The 18,329-nt window shown below is 31.3% G+C and carries 19 protein-coding genes; 1 reads left to right on the plus strand and 18 read right to left on the minus strand.

What is annotated here, in order from left to right; all coding sequences use genetic code 11:
* The first annotated feature begins 141 nt into the window (after positions 1–141).
* Entirely contained in the window at positions 142–582 is a 441-nt protein-coding gene (locus ACLUJM_RS04685; RefSeq protein WP_412412327.1) for a Fur family transcriptional regulator, read from the plus strand.
* Between the two features lie 24 nt (positions 583–606).
* On the opposite strand, the gene ACLUJM_RS04690 is transcribed toward ACLUJM_RS04685, so the two are convergent.
* The 18 genes from ACLUJM_RS04690 to ACLUJM_RS04775 form a co-directional block, all read right to left on the minus strand.
* On the minus strand, positions 607–1,377 hold the full coding sequence (locus ACLUJM_RS04690) for an XdhC family protein (RefSeq protein ID WP_412412328.1): 771 nt from the start codon (positions 1,375–1,377) through the stop codon (positions 607–609).
* Positions 1,367–2,179: a selenium-dependent molybdenum cofactor biosynthesis protein YqeB gene (gene yqeB, locus ACLUJM_RS04695; protein WP_412412329.1), complete on the minus strand. Its 813-nt coding sequence runs from the start codon at positions 2,177–2,179 to the stop codon at positions 1,367–1,369. The genes ACLUJM_RS04690 and yqeB overlap by 11 nt, the downstream gene beginning before the upstream one ends.
* Complete coding sequence (locus ACLUJM_RS04700; RefSeq protein ID WP_412412330.1) at positions 2,157–2,750, minus strand: NTP transferase domain-containing protein; 594 nt, start codon at positions 2,748–2,750, stop codon at positions 2,157–2,159. The genes yqeB and ACLUJM_RS04700 overlap by 23 nt, the downstream gene beginning before the upstream one ends.
* 81 nt (positions 2,751–2,831) lie before the next feature.
* The gene (locus ACLUJM_RS04705; protein ID WP_412412331.1) at positions 2,832–3,635 is read right to left on the minus strand and encodes a tetrahydrofolate dehydrogenase/cyclohydrolase catalytic domain-containing protein; all 804 of its coding nucleotides are present in this window, start codon (positions 3,633–3,635) and stop codon (positions 2,832–2,834) included.
* Complete coding sequence (locus ACLUJM_RS04710) at positions 3,632–4,096, minus strand: metallophosphoesterase family protein (RefSeq protein WP_412412332.1); 465 nt, start codon at positions 4,094–4,096, stop codon at positions 3,632–3,634. The genes ACLUJM_RS04705 and ACLUJM_RS04710 overlap by 4 nt, the downstream gene beginning before the upstream one ends.
* Positions 4,077–4,679: an RdgB/HAM1 family non-canonical purine NTP pyrophosphatase gene (gene rdgB / locus ACLUJM_RS04715; protein ID WP_412412333.1), complete on the minus strand. Its 603-nt coding sequence runs from the start codon at positions 4,677–4,679 to the stop codon at positions 4,077–4,079. Before rdgB ends, ACLUJM_RS04710 begins: the two co-directional genes overlap by 20 nt.
* The gene (gene gatB, locus ACLUJM_RS04720; RefSeq protein WP_412412334.1) at positions 4,679–6,100 is read right to left on the minus strand and encodes an Asp-tRNA(Asn)/Glu-tRNA(Gln) amidotransferase subunit GatB; all 1,422 of its coding nucleotides are present in this window, start codon (positions 6,098–6,100) and stop codon (positions 4,679–4,681) included. Before gatB ends, rdgB begins: the two co-directional genes overlap by 1 nt.
* 1 nt (position 6,101) lies before the next feature.
* Entirely contained in the window at positions 6,102–7,493 is a 1,392-nt protein-coding gene (gatA, locus tag ACLUJM_RS04725; RefSeq protein WP_412412335.1) for an Asp-tRNA(Asn)/Glu-tRNA(Gln) amidotransferase subunit GatA, read from the minus strand.
* Entirely contained in the window at positions 7,493–7,774 is a 282-nt protein-coding gene (gene gatC, locus ACLUJM_RS04730; protein ID WP_002836168.1) for an Asp-tRNA(Asn)/Glu-tRNA(Gln) amidotransferase subunit GatC, read from the minus strand. The genes gatA and gatC overlap by 1 nt, the downstream gene beginning before the upstream one ends.
* 50 nt (positions 7,775–7,824) lie before the next feature.
* Positions 7,825–9,813, minus strand: coding sequence for an NAD-dependent DNA ligase LigA (ligA, locus tag ACLUJM_RS04735; RefSeq protein ID WP_412412336.1), 1,989 nt, complete (start codon positions 9,811–9,813; stop codon positions 7,825–7,827).
* A complete protein-coding gene (locus ACLUJM_RS04740; protein ID WP_412412337.1) occupies positions 9,813–11,987 on the minus strand; it encodes an ATP-dependent helicase in 2,175 nt (724 codons plus the stop codon). Before ACLUJM_RS04740 ends, ligA begins: the two co-directional genes overlap by 1 nt.
* Positions 11,988–12,118: 131 nt before the next feature.
* On the minus strand, positions 12,119–12,952 hold the full coding sequence (locus ACLUJM_RS04745) for an undecaprenyl-diphosphate phosphatase (RefSeq protein ID WP_412412338.1): 834 nt from the start codon (positions 12,950–12,952) through the stop codon (positions 12,119–12,121).
* A 103-nt stretch (positions 12,953–13,055) separates the two neighbouring features.
* Positions 13,056–14,081: an ABC transporter substrate-binding protein gene (locus tag ACLUJM_RS04750; RefSeq protein WP_304112494.1), complete on the minus strand. Its 1,026-nt coding sequence runs from the start codon at positions 14,079–14,081 to the stop codon at positions 13,056–13,058.
* Between the two features lies 1 nt (position 14,082).
* Positions 14,083–14,856 carry an ABC transporter permease gene (locus tag ACLUJM_RS04755; RefSeq protein ID WP_035109446.1) on the minus strand — a complete coding sequence of 258 codons (774 nt, stop codon included), beginning with the start codon at positions 14,854–14,856 and terminating at the stop codon, positions 14,083–14,085.
* A 1-nt stretch (position 14,857) separates the two neighbouring features.
* Positions 14,858–15,667: an ABC transporter permease gene (locus tag ACLUJM_RS04760; protein ID WP_094205495.1), complete on the minus strand. Its 810-nt coding sequence runs from the start codon at positions 15,665–15,667 to the stop codon at positions 14,858–14,860.
* Positions 15,657–16,703 carry a spermidine/putrescine ABC transporter ATP-binding protein gene (gene potA / locus ACLUJM_RS04765; protein WP_412412339.1) on the minus strand — a complete coding sequence of 349 codons (1,047 nt, stop codon included), beginning with the start codon at positions 16,701–16,703 and terminating at the stop codon, positions 15,657–15,659. The genes ACLUJM_RS04760 and potA overlap by 11 nt, the downstream gene beginning before the upstream one ends.
* A 12-nt stretch (positions 16,704–16,715) precedes the next feature.
* Entirely contained in the window at positions 16,716–17,255 is a 540-nt protein-coding gene (locus ACLUJM_RS04770) for a helix-turn-helix domain-containing protein (protein WP_412412340.1), read from the minus strand.
* A 142-nt stretch (positions 17,256–17,397) separates the two neighbouring features.
* Entirely contained in the window at positions 17,398–18,222 is an 825-nt protein-coding gene (locus tag ACLUJM_RS04775; RefSeq protein ID WP_412412341.1) for a TPM domain-containing protein, read from the minus strand.
* Between the last annotated feature and the right edge of the window lie 107 nt (positions 18,223–18,329).

Below are 18,329 nucleotides of genomic sequence, written 5' to 3' on the forward strand. Positions count from 1 at the left end.
CTATATATTATACCACTTATTCGTAAATTTTCAGATAAAAATGACAAAAAAGTTGACAAATTGTAGCATTCTATCTTTTATTTATTGCTTTAATTATAAAATATTTCAAGATTAAATGATATAATAATTACAGGTGATAGTATGAATAACGAAATTTTATTAGAAAACGGATTGAAAGTTACAAAAGCGAGAAAGTTAATAATATCGATTTTGGAAAAATCAGAGCAACCAATCTCTGCAGAAGATCTGTATGAAATATTTAAGAAAAAAGAAAATTCTAATTTATCTACAATTTATAGAAATTTAAAACTATTGAAAAACAAATCAGTAGTTGAAGTGGTCTGCGAAATTGATGGTATTTCATACTACAGATTAAAAGGCAAAAAACACAAGCACAGTATAATTTGTGAGTCTTGTGGAAAAATCATTCCAATTGACAACTGTCCAATCGAAAAAATTGAAATTGATTTAGAGGACAAAACAGGCTTTGTTATAGATTCCCATTCTCTTGAATTTAGGGGGATGTGTCCTGATTGTCAAAAGAAAAATAAAACACAAAGAAACAACAAGAATGAACTATAGTCAAAGTTCATTCTTGTTGTTTCTTTATTTATTATTTTTAACTTTTAAAATCTGAGATATTATTGAAATAGCTATCTCTTCAACAGAGCCATCGTCAATATCCAATCCTACAGGAACATTTATACTCTCCACAAGATTTTTGTCGACATTTCTCTCAATCAAATTGTGTTTTAAAGTTTCTGCCTTTTTTCTAGAACCAAGCATTCCGAAATACTTGTGAGGTTTGTCCAATATATTAAATGCTACCTCCTCATCGTGTTTATGATCTCTTGTTGCAGAAATTATAAAAGTATCTGGAGTAAATCTCAATTCTTTAATAGAATCTGCTATTTCTTTGTTAATGTACTGTTTAATATTTGAAAAATCTTCATTGTATATGAAATCAGACCTATCATCTACAACTATAACCTCAAAATTAGTTAAAGTCGCAATCCTAGCTAGCTTTTGAGAACAATGACCAGCCCCAAAAATAATCAAAGTTGGTTTAGGATAAAAAACTTTCCCGAATCCACTAGCTTTCCCGCCACAACTCATACTAACTTTTTCTCCTTCGTTAAGTACATAATCAAATTCAAAATCTTTATCACATTTTAGGTTTTCAATAGAATCTTTTATTATTTGGTGTTCTATTGCGCCACCTCCAACTGTCCCAAATGTTTTTCCATCTTCACGAACAGCCATAATATTTCCCTGTTTCCCAGGAACAGATCCTTTATTCTTAAACAAAGTCACCATCATACATTTATATCCGTCTCCTAAAGATCTGTACATTTGTAATAAAACATCATTTTGCATTATTATTTCTCCTGTTTTCTAACATCATAATCGCTTCTAAAACAGCTCCACCGATTGCCCTCGCCTTGTCACTTATTGTGAAAGAATTTTTCACTTCTTCATATCTAGGATCAATATCTATTATTTTAAGTCCTTTTGTTACCTCAAAATTATCTCTAATCATTCCTCGGATAACTCCATCTAATGTTGCATAGATATTATTATTGTCGACTTTTGCTATAACTTGACCTTTTTGTACTACATCTGAGATATTTTTGATATGCGTAAATTTTCCGTCAAATTCAGAATAAATTACCCTTTCAATAGAATATCCATTTATATTTCCTGGAATTTTCGTGTTTTTTTGTGCAAAACCACGCTCAATAATCCTAGCCAAATCATGTCCTCTCATAGTTTCTATCACAACATCGCAATCAACTCCAGCTTCAAACCCAGGTCCTAGCGCAATTGTGATATCCGCCATATTTTTGCTAAGTCCAGTATTTTTCTTCGCTAAAATTGCATCCACAATAACATCAAATTTCATCTTATTTAAAATCGAAATATTTGGATCAACTATTACAACGGGATTGTATTTTTCCAGATACTCATCGATTTTTTCTAAATCATCACACAAAACTGCCTCTATGTCCTCCACATTTGCCTTCCCATCATATACAGCTTCAGAAAGTGATACATTTCTTCTGATACTACTTGGATTTGAAACTTCTGTCACAACGCATTTAAATCCCGCATGGACAAGTTTTTGAATTGTACCTGTGGCGATATCTCCTGCGCCTCTAATCAAACAAATCTTGTGCATTTATAATCCTTTCATAATCTTCAACAGTATCTATATCCATTAATTCTCTTTCAAATTGTGCATTTACATATCTTACATCATCAAGGTTTTTATTTCTAACTAACGATCCTTTTTCATCATTTTTTAGTGATAATAATTCTTTATAAAATGTATTTGAAAATATAACAGGATTAGCAATTCTATCATTGAATTTTAGTTGATAAATTTTATCTTTTTCAAATGAATTAATCAAGTTTTCAATGGAATTTACAGTTAAAAATGGCTGATCACTAACTAAAAAACAAATTCCGTCCAAATCTTTAAAAAAGTTTACACCTATTTTGATTGATTCGCTCTGACCATTTTCATTGTTAGGATTATTAATAGTCTTAATTCCCATTTTATTGCAATATTCTATAATTGTATCATTATTTGTAACCACTACTTTATCATAAAATTTCGATTTACAAACCAAATCAATAACATATTCAAAAATAAATTTATTGTTATATTTTAGCATAAGTTTATCTGATTTCATCCTTCTAGACAAACCACTTGCCATTATTACTGCTCCTATTTTCAAAATTATCACCTAATATATTATACACTTTTAGTTTATCTCAATCAAAAAACCTCCTTGTCCTTTACGACAAAGAGGTCTTGTAGATAAAATTTATTGTCTGTTCAATGCGCCTTCAACCATTTGCAACAATAAAACTCTTGTTGTGATTTTTCCAACGCTGTTTGCCAATACTTTTACGTTAACTTCTGGGTTAACATCGCCTGATAATTTTCCATTTTCATCCAAGCTAACTCCTACGTCAACTACATAAGAATCTTCTGTAAAGTATGAATCATCAAACATTTTAGCCTTACCAACTGCTGTTACAACTAAATCAGCATTCTTAGTGAATGATTTAATATCTTCAGTTCTTGAATGGCACATAGTAACAGTTTTGTTTTCTTTGATAAGCATATTGAATAGTGGTTTTCCCAAAACTAATGATCTATTAACAATTACTACATTTTTAACGTCAAAGTTGTAGTATTTTACAATTTCCACAACAGCTCTTGCTGTAGCTGGATAGTATGCGTCATCTTCTGCTGATAAAACTTTCCCTAAATTAACCATTCCCATTGCATCGATATCTTTTTCTGGTGCAATTATATATTGAATTTCTTTTTCAAGTGCTTTATCTTTTAATGGTCTAAACATCAATATACCATCGTGAGTTTCATTAAGTTCTTTAATAGTTTGGATTAACTTTTCGTTTTCCCCTTCTTCTAAAACTATTTGGTCACAAGTTATGTTTAATTTAGCACAGTTGTTTTTAACAGCTTTTTCATAAGAAATGTCTCCTGCATTTTCACCAACTCTTACTGTAGCAACCTTAACTTCTCTGCCAAGTTTTTCAACACCATCGATAATTCTCTTACCTAAATCTTCTCTTAGTTCTTTAATGTCCAATACGTTCATAAAAGTATCCTTTCTATTTCTTCTTTTTTTGTATCGTAGATTACAAAACCAGATTGTCCATCCCTTGGATAAGTTACAGACCCAGGATTTATAATCCAAATCCCATCAATTATTTCATTAAAATACCTGTGAGTATGTCCATATAAGCACATATCACAATTTAATGATTTGCATTTTTCGACTAATCGTCCAACTCCCGAAGATACATTGTATTTGTGACCATGTGTTATGAAAATATTTTTATCAGAAATTCTAATAACCTTATCATATTCCCCATCTACCACATAAAAATCGTTATTTCCTTTGACATAGATTACTTCTATTTTTAGTAAATCTTGAAGTAAAATTGCATCATCGCACACATCTCCTAAGTGAACGATGATGTCAATTTCTTTGTCAAACAAATAATCATATACTTTTTCAATTTTATTATGTGTATCACTAATTATTGCTACTTTCATCTAAACCTTTCAAGATAATTTTGGCGTTCTCAAGCGCTCTTTTTCTGTGACTTATTTGATTTTTTTCAAAATCTTTCATTTGTGCAAAACTTTTTTCAAAGCCGTCAGGCATGAATATGCTGTCGTATCCAAACCCGTTATCCCCACATTCTTCAAATAAAATCTTGCCGTCTACTCTACCTTTTGCTTGATGAATTTCGCCATTTGAGTCTATAATTGTAATTACAGTTTCAAAATAAGCACTTCTATCTTCTTTATCTTTCAATGCTGATAAGAGTTTTTGGCGATTTTTGTAATCATCACATTCATCACCGGCAAATCTTGCAGAATATACGCCAGGTCTTCCATCTAATGAATTTACAAAAAGTCCAGTGTCATCACTCATAACAATATCATCTGTGTGTTTTTTTAGAAATTTAGCTTTTATAAGTGAATTTCCTTCTAATGTCTCTGCATCTTCTATTGCATCTTCATTTATACCCAATTCAGATTTAGAATACACATCATAATTCAAATCAGAAAGTATTTCTTTTATTTCTGATACTTTCCCTTTGTTTCCTGTAGATAAATATATTTTCTTCATTAGATTTTCTCTTTTATTAACTCGTTGAATTTTTGAGGATTTCCTTTACCTTTGGATTTCTTCATACATTGACCAACTAAAAATCCTATCGCACGATCTTTGCCATTTCTGATACTTTCGATTGATTCAGGATTTTCAGCAACAACTTCATCTACTATTTGTTGTAGTAAATTATCGTCATCCACTTGTAATAACCCTTTTTCTTTTACATAAACTTCTGGATCGAAGTTTTCGTTGAACATTTCTCTCAAAACTTTTTTCGCAGTTTGATTGTTTATCTTCTTAGCAGAAGAAAGTTTTATCAATTTTGCCAAGTTTTCAGCTGACATATTCATTTCTTCAACTTCTATTTCATTTTCATTTACTTGACGAAGTACATCACCTAATAGCCAGTTTGAAGATTGTACTGGATCATTTGAAATTTCTACAACTTTTTCGTAATAATCAGCCAAATATCCGTTTCTTGTAAGAATATCAGCATCGTATTCGTCAATTTTGTAATCATTCATAAATCTTTCTTTACGCATTTGTGGAAGTTCAGGCAACTCATTTTTGATTTCTTCGATGTAAGATTGTTCCACATAAGTTTTAGGAATATCTCCTTCAACAGAGAATCTGTAATCATTTCCTTCTTCTTTGTGTCTCATAACTATTGTAGTTTGAGTGTCTTCATCCCATCTTCTAGTTTCTTTTTCTCCAATTTTATTTTTCTTAGCTAATTGTATGTGTCTTTCTTGTTCGTAAACCAAAGCTTTTGAAACTGATTTGAATGAGTTCAAGTTTTTGATTTCAGAAATTTTGGTTTTAAAATCAGAATCTTCATCGTAAACATTGATGTTAACATCGCATCTCAATGATCCTTCACTCATCTTAACATCTGATATTTTCAAATATTTAATTCTTTCTCTTAAAGTTTCTAAAAATTCTCTGGCTTCATCAGGAGTACTCATATCTGGCTCACTAACTATTTCAATTAGTGGAACTCCTGCTCTGTTATAATCCATTAAAGTGTTTCCACTTTCGTTGTGGATTGATTTACCTGTATCTTCTTCTATGTGAATTCTTCTAATTCTAACTTTTTTACCTTTAGTAGATGATTTTAATTCAATATGTCCATTTGTGCAAAGTGGTTGATCTTCTTGCGTGATTTGATATCCTTTAACTAAATCAGGGTAGAAGTATTTTTTTCTGTCCATCTTAAATTCATTAGCAATGTCACAATCAAAAGCTAGTCCTGCCATAATCGCGTATCTTAAAGCTTCTTTGTTCATGTGAGGAAGTGCTCCAGGATGACCTAAACAAATCGGACATACATTTGTGTTTGGAACTTGTCCGAATTCATTCTTACAACCACAAAACATTTTAGTTTTAGTTGATAATTCTACGTGAATTTCCAATCCTATAAGTGTTTTTAAGTTCATGCTATCTCCTTTCAAACGCTAAAGCTGCATTCAATAAATTTTCTTCGTCGTGACTATTTGCAATTAATTGCAAACTAGTTGATATTCCTGATTTGTAAGGAATTGAAATAGCACACAGTCCACTCAAGTTTACAATTACATTGAAAATACCTGAATCGTATACAGCCAATGGATCGTCTTTTCTACTGCCTAATTCGTAAGGTAAGCTTGTCATTGTAGGTGTTGCAATGAAATCAAAATCCTTGAAAATATTTTTAAATTCTTGTGAAAGTATATTTCTAACTTTTAAACCTTGTTTGTAAACTTTTTGGTCATTGGAACTTGCTAGATAAAAAGTTCCCATAGCAATTCTTCTCTTAACTTCTTCGCCAAATCCTTCGCTTCTAACCTTAACGAACAAATCTCTTGTATTTTCATAATCATCTGTCAAATATCCATATCTAATTCCATCAAATCTTGACATATTAGATGACACTTCACTAGTAACTATTACGTTGTATAACGCATTTGCGTATTTTAAATATTCAAAGTCGATTTCTACTAAATCGGCACCTAATTTTTTTAGAATTTCCAAGATTTCTTGGTATTCTTTGATAACTGTTTCATCTTTGCTATATTTTTTCAAATCAACAACTGCGATTTTTTTGCCGTTAAAATCATAATCTTTCTTTTGAACATTTACTTCAGATTGAATTGTAGTCATATCATTGTCATCGTGACCTGCAATTACATTGTAAGTATCCATTATATCTTCAACAGAATTTGATAATATACCAACTTCGTCCAAAGTATTTGCCATTGATTGAACTCCAAATCTAGAAATAGAACCATAAGTTGGCATAAATCCTACTGCATTACAACAAGATGCTGGTTGTCTGCTAGATCCGCCTGTGTCAGTTCCCAAACTTACAACAGCCATTTCAGCTTTAATACTAGCAGCTGATCCTGATGAAGAACCTCCTGGGATTAATTTTGTGTCTACAGGATTTTTTGTAGGGCCAAAATAACTTGTTTCAGAAGAAGATCCCATGGCAAATTCATCCATATTAACTTTTCCAACTATAACGCAGTCTTCTTCTTTTAATTTTTTGATTACAGTGGCATCATAAATTGAAACATAATCCTCTAACATTTTTGATCCACAAGTCATCTTCAAATCTTTTACATTGATATTGTCCTTGACGCTTACTGCAACACCGAACATTTTTCCCAACTTTTCGTTGTTTTTTGCTTTTTCAATTAGTTTTTCAACTTGTTGGTCAACGAATGATTTGTCGTAAGTTATGAACACATTCAAATCTTTTTTTGATTCTATTAATTTGTCCAAATCATTGTAGAAGTCCTTTAAACTCTCAGGATTTTCTACAAATTTGTTTCTAAGATTTTCTATCATTATTCCACCACTTTCTTCAATTTAAAATAACCATACTCACGAGATTTTGCATTTTTTAACGCAACTTCTCTTGGAATTGATTCTTTTGGTGTATCTTCTCTAAGTATACTGTGATATTGTGGCAAGAATTCCATATATTCCACTCCTTCAGTATCACATTCCATAATCATACTTGCAAAATCCAATACAGTATTATATTTTTCATATAAATCATCCACGTTTTCAGTTAACTCTAGGTTAGCCAAATCATAGATTTTTACTACTTCATCTCGATTAATCATACTAACTCCTTTTTAATTCATGATTAAATTTTATCATAAATAAATTAAATTTATAAGTTGTTTAGGAATGAATTCAACTCATCTTCTGTCATTAATTTTATACCCAAATCCTTCGCTTTTGTAAGTTTAGATCCTGCTTTTTCTCCATAAACCACATAATCTGTGTTTTTAGAAACAGAAGATGAAACTTTTGCTCCCAATTTAGATAACTTATCCGTAAGTTCTTTTCTGGAATAATTCACCAAACTTCCTGTTAATACAAAAGTTAAATTGTCTAATTTTTTTTCAACAGTTTCAGGATTTTTAATTTTAATCCCCTTAGATAATAGTGAATCTATTGATTTAGAAATGGTTTCGTCGTGGAAAAATTCTACGATTTCTTCCGCAATAACATTTCCTATATCTTCAATTTGAATTAATTCATTAAATTTTGCCTGTCTTAAATTTTCGAAAGTTTTGTATTTTTGTGCTAATTCAAAGCTAGTTTTTTCTCCAATTTCAGGAATTCCAAGTGCAAATATAAAATTAGCTAACTCAACATCCTTGCTTTTTTCAATTGCATCTATAAGGTTTTGACTTTTCTTTTCCTTAAATCCTTCTAATTGCAGTAGTTGTTCTTTTCTTACATCATAAATTTGTTCGATAGATGTAATATCTAGTTTTTCAAGCAAAACTTCCAATGTTTTTTCACTAAGCCCATCAATATTCATTGCATTTCTACTTGCAAAATGTACCATTCTCTTCACTAATTGTGGAGTACAACTCATTGAATTTGGGCAGAAAATGTGAACTCCATCTCTGAATAATTCACTGTGGCAATAAGGACAGTAATGTGGAATTTCAATTTCCTGTGTGTTTTCTTGTTCTGGATTTACAACACCCATAATTTCTGGAATTACATCGTTTGACCTTCTAATGAAAACTTCTGAGTTTAACCTTACTTGTTTTCTTTCGATATCATCTATGTTATTGAGGGTTGCTCTTTTAACTGTTACATTTCCTATTTCAACAGGTTCCAATAACGCAGTTGGAGTTACTTTGCCAGTTCTTCCCACATTCCATTCCACTTCTTTTACAACTGTTGTGAATCGTTCAGGCTCAAACTTGTATGCTATAGCCCACCTTGGAAATTTATTGGTGTATCCTAATTTTTCTCTGGTTTTAAAATCATTTACTTTGATTACAACACCATCTGTAAGAACATCAATTTGATTTCTTAATAAGAAAATCTCATCTATATACTTTGAAATTTCTTCAAATGATGTAGCATGCTTTTCGTAAGGATATAACTTGAAATAATTGTCACTCAAAAACTTCATCATTTGTTCTTGGTTTTCAATGCTATTTTCTTCCAAATAATTTACATTATAAAAGTATGCATCCAAGTTTCTTTCTCTGGTTACTTGTGGATCTAAGTTTCTAAGAGCTCCTGCTGCTGCATTTCTAGCATTTTTAAGTTTAGGGTCATGAGTCTTGTTGTATTTTTCTAATGATGAAAGAGGCATTAATCCTTCACCTTGAATTTCCATCAATCTCGTGTCATTAATTTTTAATGGGATTGAGTTGATAGTTCTCACTTGACTTGTGATAACTTCTCCTGTTGTTCCGTTCCCTCTAGTAGTTGCCATAACTAAATATTCATTATCATAAGTCAAATTTACAGTTAATCCATCAAATTTGAGTTCTACATAAAATTCTACCTTCGGTAATTTATTTGCGTGATTTTTATTATAATTTTCTACAAACTCGATGGTTTTATTTACCCAGTTTTTTACTTCTTCTTTGCTTTGCGCTTTTCCCAAACTGTACAAATTACTTAAATGGTCGTGTTTTTCAAATCCAGATAAAACTTCTCCACCAACTCTATTCGTAGGAGAATTAGGAAGAACTACTCCTGTTTCTTTTTCCAGATTTACAAGCTCATCGTATAATACATCGTACTCGGAATCCTCAATCAAAGGATCATCCAAAGTATAATAATGAAAAGCGTATTTGTTTAGTAAATCTACTAAATATTTTATCCTGTCTTGTTTTTCCATTATTCAACCCTAGTTAATGGTGCAAGTGATGAATTAAGTTTTTTCAATCCTTTTTTGTCGAAATTAATAGTCAGCTCATCTCCGTTTTCCTTTTCAACAATTCCAACTATAACACCAGTTCCAAATTTTTTGTGTTTAACTTTGTCTCCAGCTCTGTATTTTTCATTATTTTTAGCAACTTGACTTTGTTTTTTAGTAATTGAAGCTGACGCTTCAGTTCTGTAATCGTCAACTATTTTTGTATTGAACGATTCTCTAAAACTAACCTCTTTATTAGGAGATTCATCTTTGTATTTATTTTCCATTTCCTCTATAAACCTCGATTCAGCTTTTGTTTGAAATTCATTAAATCTTCTTCTTGATTGTACACTTGTAATGTACAATTTCTTTCTCGCTCTAGTGATTGCAACGTAGCACAATCTTCTCTCTTCCTCAACATCTTCATCAACTCTTGAAGGAATTGTCCCTTCTTCTAACCCAGTGAAAAATACAACGTCAAATTCCAATCCTTTTGCAGCGTGAATTGTCATCATGGATACCCCTTTTGTATTATCATCTGTTTTATCCAAATCAGTCATCAAAGAAGATGTTTCCAAATATTCTCTCAAATTTTTATCTGGATTATCTTGAACAAATTGATAAAGTGATGAAATATATTCATCAATGTTTTCTAATCTAGTTTTATCATCTCTATTAGTTGACTTTTCAAGATTTGCTCTGTATCCAGTCTTATCCAAAATAAATTCCATAAGTTCTGCTACATTCAACTCATCCTTTGGAAAGCTCTTAATCAAATAATAAAATTCTTGAAGTTTTTTTGCTGTAGCATTTGAAAAATCTGGCAAATCAGTATCTCTAATGTACTGCATCATACTAATTCCTCTTGCTTGAGAATATTGCAACAAATTATCCATAGTCGTTTTACCAATTCCCCTTTTAGGTTCATTTATAATTCTATTCAAAGCCATATTGTCGTTTAAATTCTCAACAATTCTAAGATAACTTACACAATCTTTGATTTCTTTTCTATCGTAGAATTTCAAACCTCCAACAACTCTATTAGGAATCCCTAGTCTATTCAATCTTTCTTCAAAAAGTCTGGATTGGGCGTTAGTTCTGTACAAGATTGCCATCTCTTCGTATGGATTTTCTCTGTATCTTTCTTGTTCAATCCATTGTACAACTTGCTCTGCTTCGTCAATATCTGAATACATTCTTTTATAAACAGGAGTATCGCCTTCATTTTTTGCAGTCCACAAGTTTTTATCTTTTCTGAGTGAATTATTTTTGATTACAGTGTTTGCCAAGTCCAAAATAGGTTGTGTTGAACGATAATTTTGTTCCAGTAAAATAACTTTTGCCTTCTTAAAATCTTTTTCAAAGTTTTGAATGTTTTCTATGTTAGCTCCTCTCCATCCGTAAATTGATTGGTCAGAATCACCAACACAACAAATATTGTCATTCTTATACACCAAATTTTTTATTAACTTGTATTGTGTGTCATTAGTATCTTGATATTCATCGACAAAAACGTACTTGAATCTATCGGAATATTTTTCTTTTAAATCTGGATTTTCATCAAATAATAAATTTGTCTTAACTATTAAATCGTCAAAATCCAATGAATTGTATTGTTTTAGCTTGTGTTCATATTTTTGGAATAATTCTATTGTAAAATTACTCAAACTTATATCGAAATCTTCTTTGTCGATGTTTTTTTCGGTAGCACCTGCGTTTTTTAATCTAGAAATCGTGTTAATTTCATTTTTTATTTCAACATTTTTAGGATCTACTCCCATGTCTTTCAAACATTCTTTTACAAGAGATATCTGGTCTGCTCTGTCGTAAACTGTGAAGTTTCTTTCAAAGCCAATTCTTTCTATCTCCACTCTCAAAATCCTAGAACAAATCGCATGAAAAGTTCCAATCCACATGCTATCGACATTTTCTTGTAGGATATTTTCGACTCTTTCCTTCATTTCCTTGGCAGCTTTGTTAGTAAAAGTGATTGCTAAAATTTCGTATTTGGAACACAATCCTTGCTCCAAGCAATACGCTATTTTAGTAGTCAAAACTTTTGTTTTACCACTTCCAGCACCTGCCAAAATCAGCATTGGCCCGTCAGTGTTTTCAACAGCCTCTCTTTGTCTATCGTTTAAATTATCTAAGTTCATCATAACTCCTTATGTATCAATAAAAAAATAAGTCGCTACAACTTATTTTTTTTAATATATATTCGTATATGTTTTATCTAATGTTCGTCTGGAAATAATTACAATTATTCCACATCATTATTATATCACAACTATCTGATTAGTCCGAAATAAATCAAAACTAAAACACCAAGAGCTATTCTATAATAACCAAAAACTTTGAAATCATTGTTTTTGATGTAATTCATTAAGAATTTGATTGTAATTACTGAAACGAAAAAGCTCACAGCAGTTCCCAATAACAAAACAATTGCTTCCATCGCGGTAAAACTAAAACCAAATTTTACAAGTTTCAGTAAGCTTGCACCAAACATAGTTGGAATTGCCAAGAAAAATGTAAATTCTGCTGCAATAGTTCTTGATAATCCAATGGCAATACCACCTAAAATAGTTGCTCCTGAACGTGATGTTCCTGGAAATACTGCTGCTATTACTTGAAACAAACCAACTATAAGTGCTTGCTTGTAAGTAATTTTGTCAATACTGTCGACAAGTTTATTATTCGATTCTTTGTTTTTATTTTCAATTATTATGAACAAAACGCCAAATATTATTAGTGCTAATGAAATTACAAAGTAATTATAAAAGTATTTTTCAATTAAATCATCAAATTTAATCCCTATAATTGCTGCAGGAATACATGCAACAATTATTTTACACCACATAATCATCTTGCTTTTACTTATGGAAACTAGATGAGTTTTCCCTTTTTTAAATGGCCACACTTTGTCCCAATAAATAACCACAACCGCCAAAATCGCTCCCAACTGAATCACAACTGTGAACATTGATTTGAAAGCATCTGACATATTCAACTTTATAAATTCATCCAATAATAAAATATGACCAGTTGAACTAACCGGCAACCATTCTGTTATTCCTTCAATTATTCCCAAAAGAATAACTTTTAATATTTCTATAAACATAATTCCTCCATTTAATAAACTAATCATATTATATGAAAAATCCGTTTATTATTCAATCTCAAATGAAAAAAGTGCAAAAGAATTTCTCTCGCACTTTATCAATTTAATTTGCTTTTATATCAGCCCAAATATCATCGTATTTTTCTACAAAATCTGATGGATCTTTAAATATTTCCATATTCTTATGTTTTGATAAATCTGGATAAGCTGTCTTATCTTCTTGAACTTCCTTATCCAAAAGTTTTTTTGCTTCTGTAGATGGAAGAGAATAACCAATATAATCGGCATTAACTTTTGCATTCTCAGGCTCTGTCAAAAAATTTATAAATTTTTCGGCATTTTCTTTGTGTTTTGCATTTTTCAAAATAGCTAATGTGTCAAACCACAAATTTGAACCTTCTTTTGGAATTACATATTCCAAGTTTTCATTCTCACCCTTTGCGACAATCGCATCGCCAGAATACATCACAGCAAGGTCTGCTTCTTCATTTGCCATTTGATTTTTCGTTTCATCTACAAGATAAGCGAGTACAATGTCTTTTTGTTTAATCAATGATTCTTTTGCTTTTTCTAATTCAGCTTCATTTCTAGAATTCATTGAATATCCCAGTCTTTTCAAAGCTACACCAAGTGTATCTCGTGTGGAGTTCATCATAATAATGTTGTCCTTGTACTTCTCGTCCCACAAAATATTCCAGCTATCCACTTTTTCTTTTACTTTGTTTTTATTGTAAAGAATTCCAACAGTTCCCCACATATACGGTACTGTGTATTCGTTTTTTGGGTCGTAATCCAAATTTCTAAATTTTTCGTCGATGTATTTAAAATTAGGAATTTTGCTGTAATCAATTTTTTCAAGCATTCCTTGTTTTATCATCTTTTCAGCCATATAATCCGAAGGAACGACAACATCATAGTTATTTCCACCTTCTTTTACTTTCATATACATATCTTCATTTTGCTCAAAAGTATCATATATTACTTTAATTCCCGTTTCTTTTTCAAACTTTTCTATCAAAGCTGGCTCGATGTATTCTCCCCAATTGTAGACATACAAAACATTTGAATCATCTTTGGAGCAAGAAGTTAAAACCAATATCGTTAATAAAAATAATAAAATTTTTTTCATCTTACAATTCCTCCAATAGATTTGTTCTCTTGTGAAGAATCAACAACAGAATAACCATTACTAAAAACATAATAGTACTCAACGCATTAATTGCTGGATTTACGCCTTTCTTTGCCATAGAATACACAGTAACCGATAAGTTTGACACGCCATGACCTGTCGTGAAGAAGCTTATTACAAAGTCATCAATACTAAGTGTAAATGCCAACAAGCTTCCTGAAAATACTCCTGTTTTTATTTCTGGCAGCACAACTTTTCTCAAAGTGTAAAAAGGTGTTGCTCCCATATCCATTGCGGCCTCTGGCAAGAACTTATTCATTTGCGATAACTTTGGCAACACAGCAAGTATTACATAAGGAGTTGTAAATGTAATGTGTGATAATAACATCGTAAAAAATCCGAATGGAAAATTCATCAAGTTAAATATTACCATCAAACTTACTGCTGTCACTATATCTGGATTTAAAACCGGAAGATAATTCATATTTAAAAGCAAAGTTTTCTTGTAACCTCTCAAATAATAAATTCCTATCGCTGCTATTGTCCCTAAAATTGTTGCAATTATTGTGGCTAATATCGCAATTAGTATTGTGGTTTTAAAAGAAGACAAGATTTCTTCGTTGTGCAATAATTCCTTGTACCATTTAAACGTAAATCCAACCCAGCTTCCTTTCAAACGAGAATCGTTAAATGAAAATACCATTAATACAGCAATTGGTCCGTAAAGAAATAAAAATACCAATGCCAAATAAAATTTCTTGAAAAATTCTTTCATTTTATTCTCCTTTCTCATTTGTAAAAGCTAATGAAATTAAAATCATAACTATCAAAACAACAGAAATCGCACTACCATAATGCCAGTTTCCTGCTATTCTAAATTGATGCTCAATTATATTACCAATCAAATTGTATTTGTTACCACCAAGCAATGCAGATATTTCGAATGTAGATATCGCAGGAATAAACACCATAGTAATTCCCGTAATAACTCCAGGCAAACTCATCGGAAACACTACTCTTAAAAAAGTTTGCAACTTTGATGCTCCTAAATCGTAACTTGCTTCTACTAGTGAATAGTCTGATTTATCCAATATTGAAAAAATAGGAAGTATCATAAAAGGTAAGAAATTGTACACCATTCCCATTAAAATAGCTCCTTCAGTGTAAAGCATCTTTATTGGAGAAAACCCAAAATGTATCAACACGCTGTTGATTATTCCATTTTTACCAGTCAAAATAATCCACGCATAAGTTCTCAACAAAAAGTTCATCCACATTGGAATAACTATCATAAGCATCAATACAGCCTTGTACTTTTTGTCTACTTTACTTATAAAATAAGCTGTTGGATATCCTATCAACAAACAAATCACTGTACTAATAAAAGCCAATCTTATTGAATTCAAAAGCACCTTTACATATTTTGATGTAAAAAACCTATGAAAGTATTCTAACGAAAATTGTGGATTGGAAAAATCTCTCAATGACCCAGTTGTAACTGAATAATAAACTATTAGAAACAACGGAAATACAATGAAAAATAATATCCAAATAGCGTAAGGAATGGATAATTTCTTAAGCTTCATTGCCGCACCTCTTCATAATATGAATATTATCTGGATCAATGTTAATTCCTACCATACTTCCTTGAGGCTTGTTGATAGTTGATTGGGCTTTATATTTGAAATCTCCAGTATCCACAAACATTTCGTAGTGGATTCCTTTAAATCTGTCGCTTATAACTGTGCCTTTGATTTGTCCTTTTTCTGGAGCAACTATCTCCACATCTTCAGGTCTAATAACCACTTGGACACTTTCGTTTTTCGCAAATCCTTTATCCACACACTTCCATTTATGATTAGAGAATTCTACCATGCAATCTTCTAAGAATACTCCGTCTATTATGTTACTTTCTCCGATAAATTTCGCTACAAATTCATTTTTAGGTTCATTGTATATATCTTCTGGAGATCCTATTTGTTGAATAATACCATTATCCATAACAACAATAGTATCGCTCATAGTTAAGGCTTCTTCTTGATCGTGTGTTACATAAACAAAAGTAATTCCAATTCTTTCTTGAATATTTTTGAGTTCGTTTTGCATTCCTTTTCTCAACTTCAAATCCAATGCACCCAATGGCTCATCTAACAACAAAACACTAGGTTCATTGACCAATGCTCTAGCTATAGCAATTCTTTGTTGTTGACCACCACTCAAATTATTTATCTTTCTTTTTTCAAAACCAGACAAATTTACAAGTTTCAAAACTTCTGTTACTTTTTCTCTGATTAATTTATCGTTCATTTTTTTGATTCGCAAACCAAAAGCGATGTTTTCAAATACATTCATATTAGGAAATAGAGCGTATTTTTGAAAAACTGTATTCACATTTCTTTTATAAGGTGCAATATGACTGATGTCTTTTCCTTCAAAAATAATCTTTCCAGTATCTGGAGTTTCAAATCCAGCAATTAATCGCAAAGTCGTAGTCTTTCCACAACCTGACGGTCCCAATAATGTCAAAAATTCTTTATTTCTAATGTAAAGATTCAAATCTTTTAAAATATGTTCATCTTCAAAAGATTTATTAATACCGATTAATTCAATGATATTATCCATTAAACATTCCCCCTAAAAATTTGGTGGTGACATAATCCATATCACCTTGCAGATTTTTGTGCCATTATTTTCTAACATTCTAGTTTTATTGCACTTAGTGTAAAAACAATCACCCTTGTTTAGTTTATGTATTTCATTGTCGAGATAAATGTTGCAACTTCCCTCAAGGACATACCCAAACTCTTCTCCTTCAAATGGATTATATTCTTTAGTTTCTCCGTTTTGATTAAGCGTAATTATAACAGGCTCCATAGTGTTGACTTGAGATTTTGGAACCAGCCATGTAATAGTAGAATTCATGCTCAAATCTTCACTTGACTGATAATCGTCTTTTGTGAAAATCTCTTTTACTGAAGGCTTATCCATAAAAAAAGTTGCCATATCAGTTCCTAATGCATTTAATAAGTCATTAAGTGAATCTACAGAAGGACTTGTCAAATCTCTCTCTAATTGTGATATGAAACCTTTTGTCAAATCAGACCTTTCTGCCAATTCTTCTTGGGTCAATCCAAGTTTTAACCTCAATGATCTTATTTTTTCTCCTATTTCCATTACTATCTCCTTACTTAAAATATTAAACCAAAAGTATTATAACATAAAAGCATACAAAACTAAACAAAAAGTTAAAAATATTTTACTAAACTTTCGCAAAAAAATACTCTCAAAATGAATTGAGAGTATTTCATAAATTTTATTAAAAACTTCTTCCAGCTCCTCCGCCTCCGGATGAGCCTCCTCCGCCAGAGAATCCACCCCAGCCTCCAGAAGATCCGCCAAATCCTCCAAAGTCATCGTCGCCAAATCCTCCACCAAATCCTGGGAAGAATATTGTGCCGCCTCTTCTTCTGCCGCCATATCGACGGTATCTGCGATTATTTCTCGATATGAAGTACAAAATAATCAAAAATATTATAATTCTTAGTATAAAATTAAAAAGTGGTGGTTCTGTATCTCTACTTAAATTCTCTTGATATTTGTCAAAATCTCCTGTTAATTCAACATCATACTCAGCTACAACTTCCCCTACAACTGCATTGAATCCTTCTTGTAAAGCATGTGAATAATTTCCATCTTTCAAATCATCTAGCATGTATTCGTCAATTATCCTACCAACCTTACCATCATTAAGTCTTCCTTCTATTCCATATCCTGTAATGATGTTGATGTGACGATTGCGACCTTTTGGTTCATTCAAATCTTGAGACAACAAAATCAGAACACCATTTTTCTTAGTAGCATCTCCAATCTTCCATTTGTTGAACAAATCAACACCATAATCGACAGGATCTGCTCCTTTTAAATCTTTTATCGTCACAACGACAACTTGTGAGCCTGTTTTTTGCTCAAGTTCTACATTCGTCTTAACTATTTTATCTTTAACTTCTTGGCTAATCACGCCCATCTCATCAAGATAAAAAGTATCCGGTGATTTCGGCAAATCTTGGGCAAAAGCATTTACATTAAAAATTAATAAAAAAGCTAAAACAAATGAGAATATCAATCTAAATTGCTTTCTCATTATTTATTTGTCCTATTCAAAGTTAACTTGTGGTGCTTTTTGTGCTGAAGCATCTGCTTCAAAATATTTTTCAGAGCTGAATCCCATTAATCTAGCAAATATAACTG

Source organism: Finegoldia sp. (assembly GCF_046991905.1).
Lineage (GTDB): Bacteria > Bacillota > Clostridia > Tissierellales > Peptoniphilaceae > Finegoldia.

What these genes read in the sequence shown, in the direction of transcription:
- ACLUJM_RS04705 (WP_412412331.1), bottom strand. Translation starts at nt 3,635, where the DNA reads ATGAACGTATTGGACATTAAAGAACTAAGAGAAGATTTAGGTAAGAGA.
- rdgB (WP_412412333.1), bottom strand. Translation starts at nt 4,679, where the DNA reads ATGAAGAAAATATATTTATCTACAGGAAACAAAGGGAAAGTATCAGAA.
- ACLUJM_RS04740 (WP_412412337.1), bottom strand. Translation starts at nt 11,987, where the DNA reads ATGAACTTAGATAATTTAAACGATAGACAAAGAGAGGCTGTTGAAAAC.
- ACLUJM_RS04755 (WP_035109446.1), bottom strand. Translation starts at nt 14,856, where the DNA reads ATGAAAGAATTTTTCAAGAAATTTTATTTGGCATTGGTATTTTTATTT.
- ACLUJM_RS04710 (WP_412412332.1), bottom strand. Translation starts at nt 4,096, where the DNA reads ATGAAAGTAGCAATAATTAGTGATACACATAATAAAATTGAAAAAGTA.
- ACLUJM_RS04770 (WP_412412340.1), bottom strand. Translation starts at nt 17,255, where the DNA reads ATGGAAATAGGAGAAAAAATAAGATCATTGAGGTTAAAACTTGGATTG.
- ligA (WP_412412336.1), bottom strand. Translation starts at nt 9,813, where the DNA reads ATGGAAAAACAAGACAGGATAAAATATTTAGTAGATTTACTAAACAAA.
- ACLUJM_RS04775 (WP_412412341.1), bottom strand. Translation starts at nt 18,222, where the DNA reads ATGAGAAAGCAATTTAGATTGATATTCTCATTTGTTTTAGCTTTTTTA.
- gatB (WP_412412334.1), bottom strand. Translation starts at nt 6,100, where the DNA reads ATGAACTTAAAAACACTTATAGGATTGGAAATTCACGTAGAATTATCA.
- yqeB (WP_412412329.1), bottom strand. Translation starts at nt 2,179, where the DNA reads ATGCACAAGATTTGTTTGATTAGAGGCGCAGGAGATATCGCCACAGGT.
- ACLUJM_RS04745 (WP_412412338.1), bottom strand. Translation starts at nt 12,952, where the DNA reads ATGTTTATAGAAATATTAAAAGTTATTCTTTTGGGAATAATTGAAGGA.
- ACLUJM_RS04750 (WP_304112494.1), bottom strand. Translation starts at nt 14,081, where the DNA reads ATGAAAAAAATTTTATTATTTTTATTAACGATATTGGTTTTAACTTCT.
- gatA (WP_412412335.1), bottom strand. Translation starts at nt 7,493, where the DNA reads ATGATAGAAAATCTTAGAAACAAATTTGTAGAAAATCCTGAGAGTTTA.
- potA (WP_412412339.1), bottom strand. Translation starts at nt 16,703, where the DNA reads ATGGATAATATCATTGAATTAATCGGTATTAATAAATCTTTTGAAGAT.
- ACLUJM_RS04760 (WP_094205495.1), bottom strand. Translation starts at nt 15,667, where the DNA reads ATGAAGCTTAAGAAATTATCCATTCCTTACGCTATTTGGATATTATTT.
- ACLUJM_RS04690 (WP_412412328.1), bottom strand. Translation starts at nt 1,377, where the DNA reads ATGCAAAATGATGTTTTATTACAAATGTACAGATCTTTAGGAGACGGA.
- ACLUJM_RS04685 (WP_412412327.1), top strand. Translation starts at nt 142, where the DNA reads ATGAATAACGAAATTTTATTAGAAAACGGATTGAAAGTTACAAAAGCG.
- gatC (WP_002836168.1), bottom strand. Translation starts at nt 7,774, where the DNA reads ATGATTAATCGAGATGAAGTAGTAAAAATCTATGATTTGGCTAACCTA.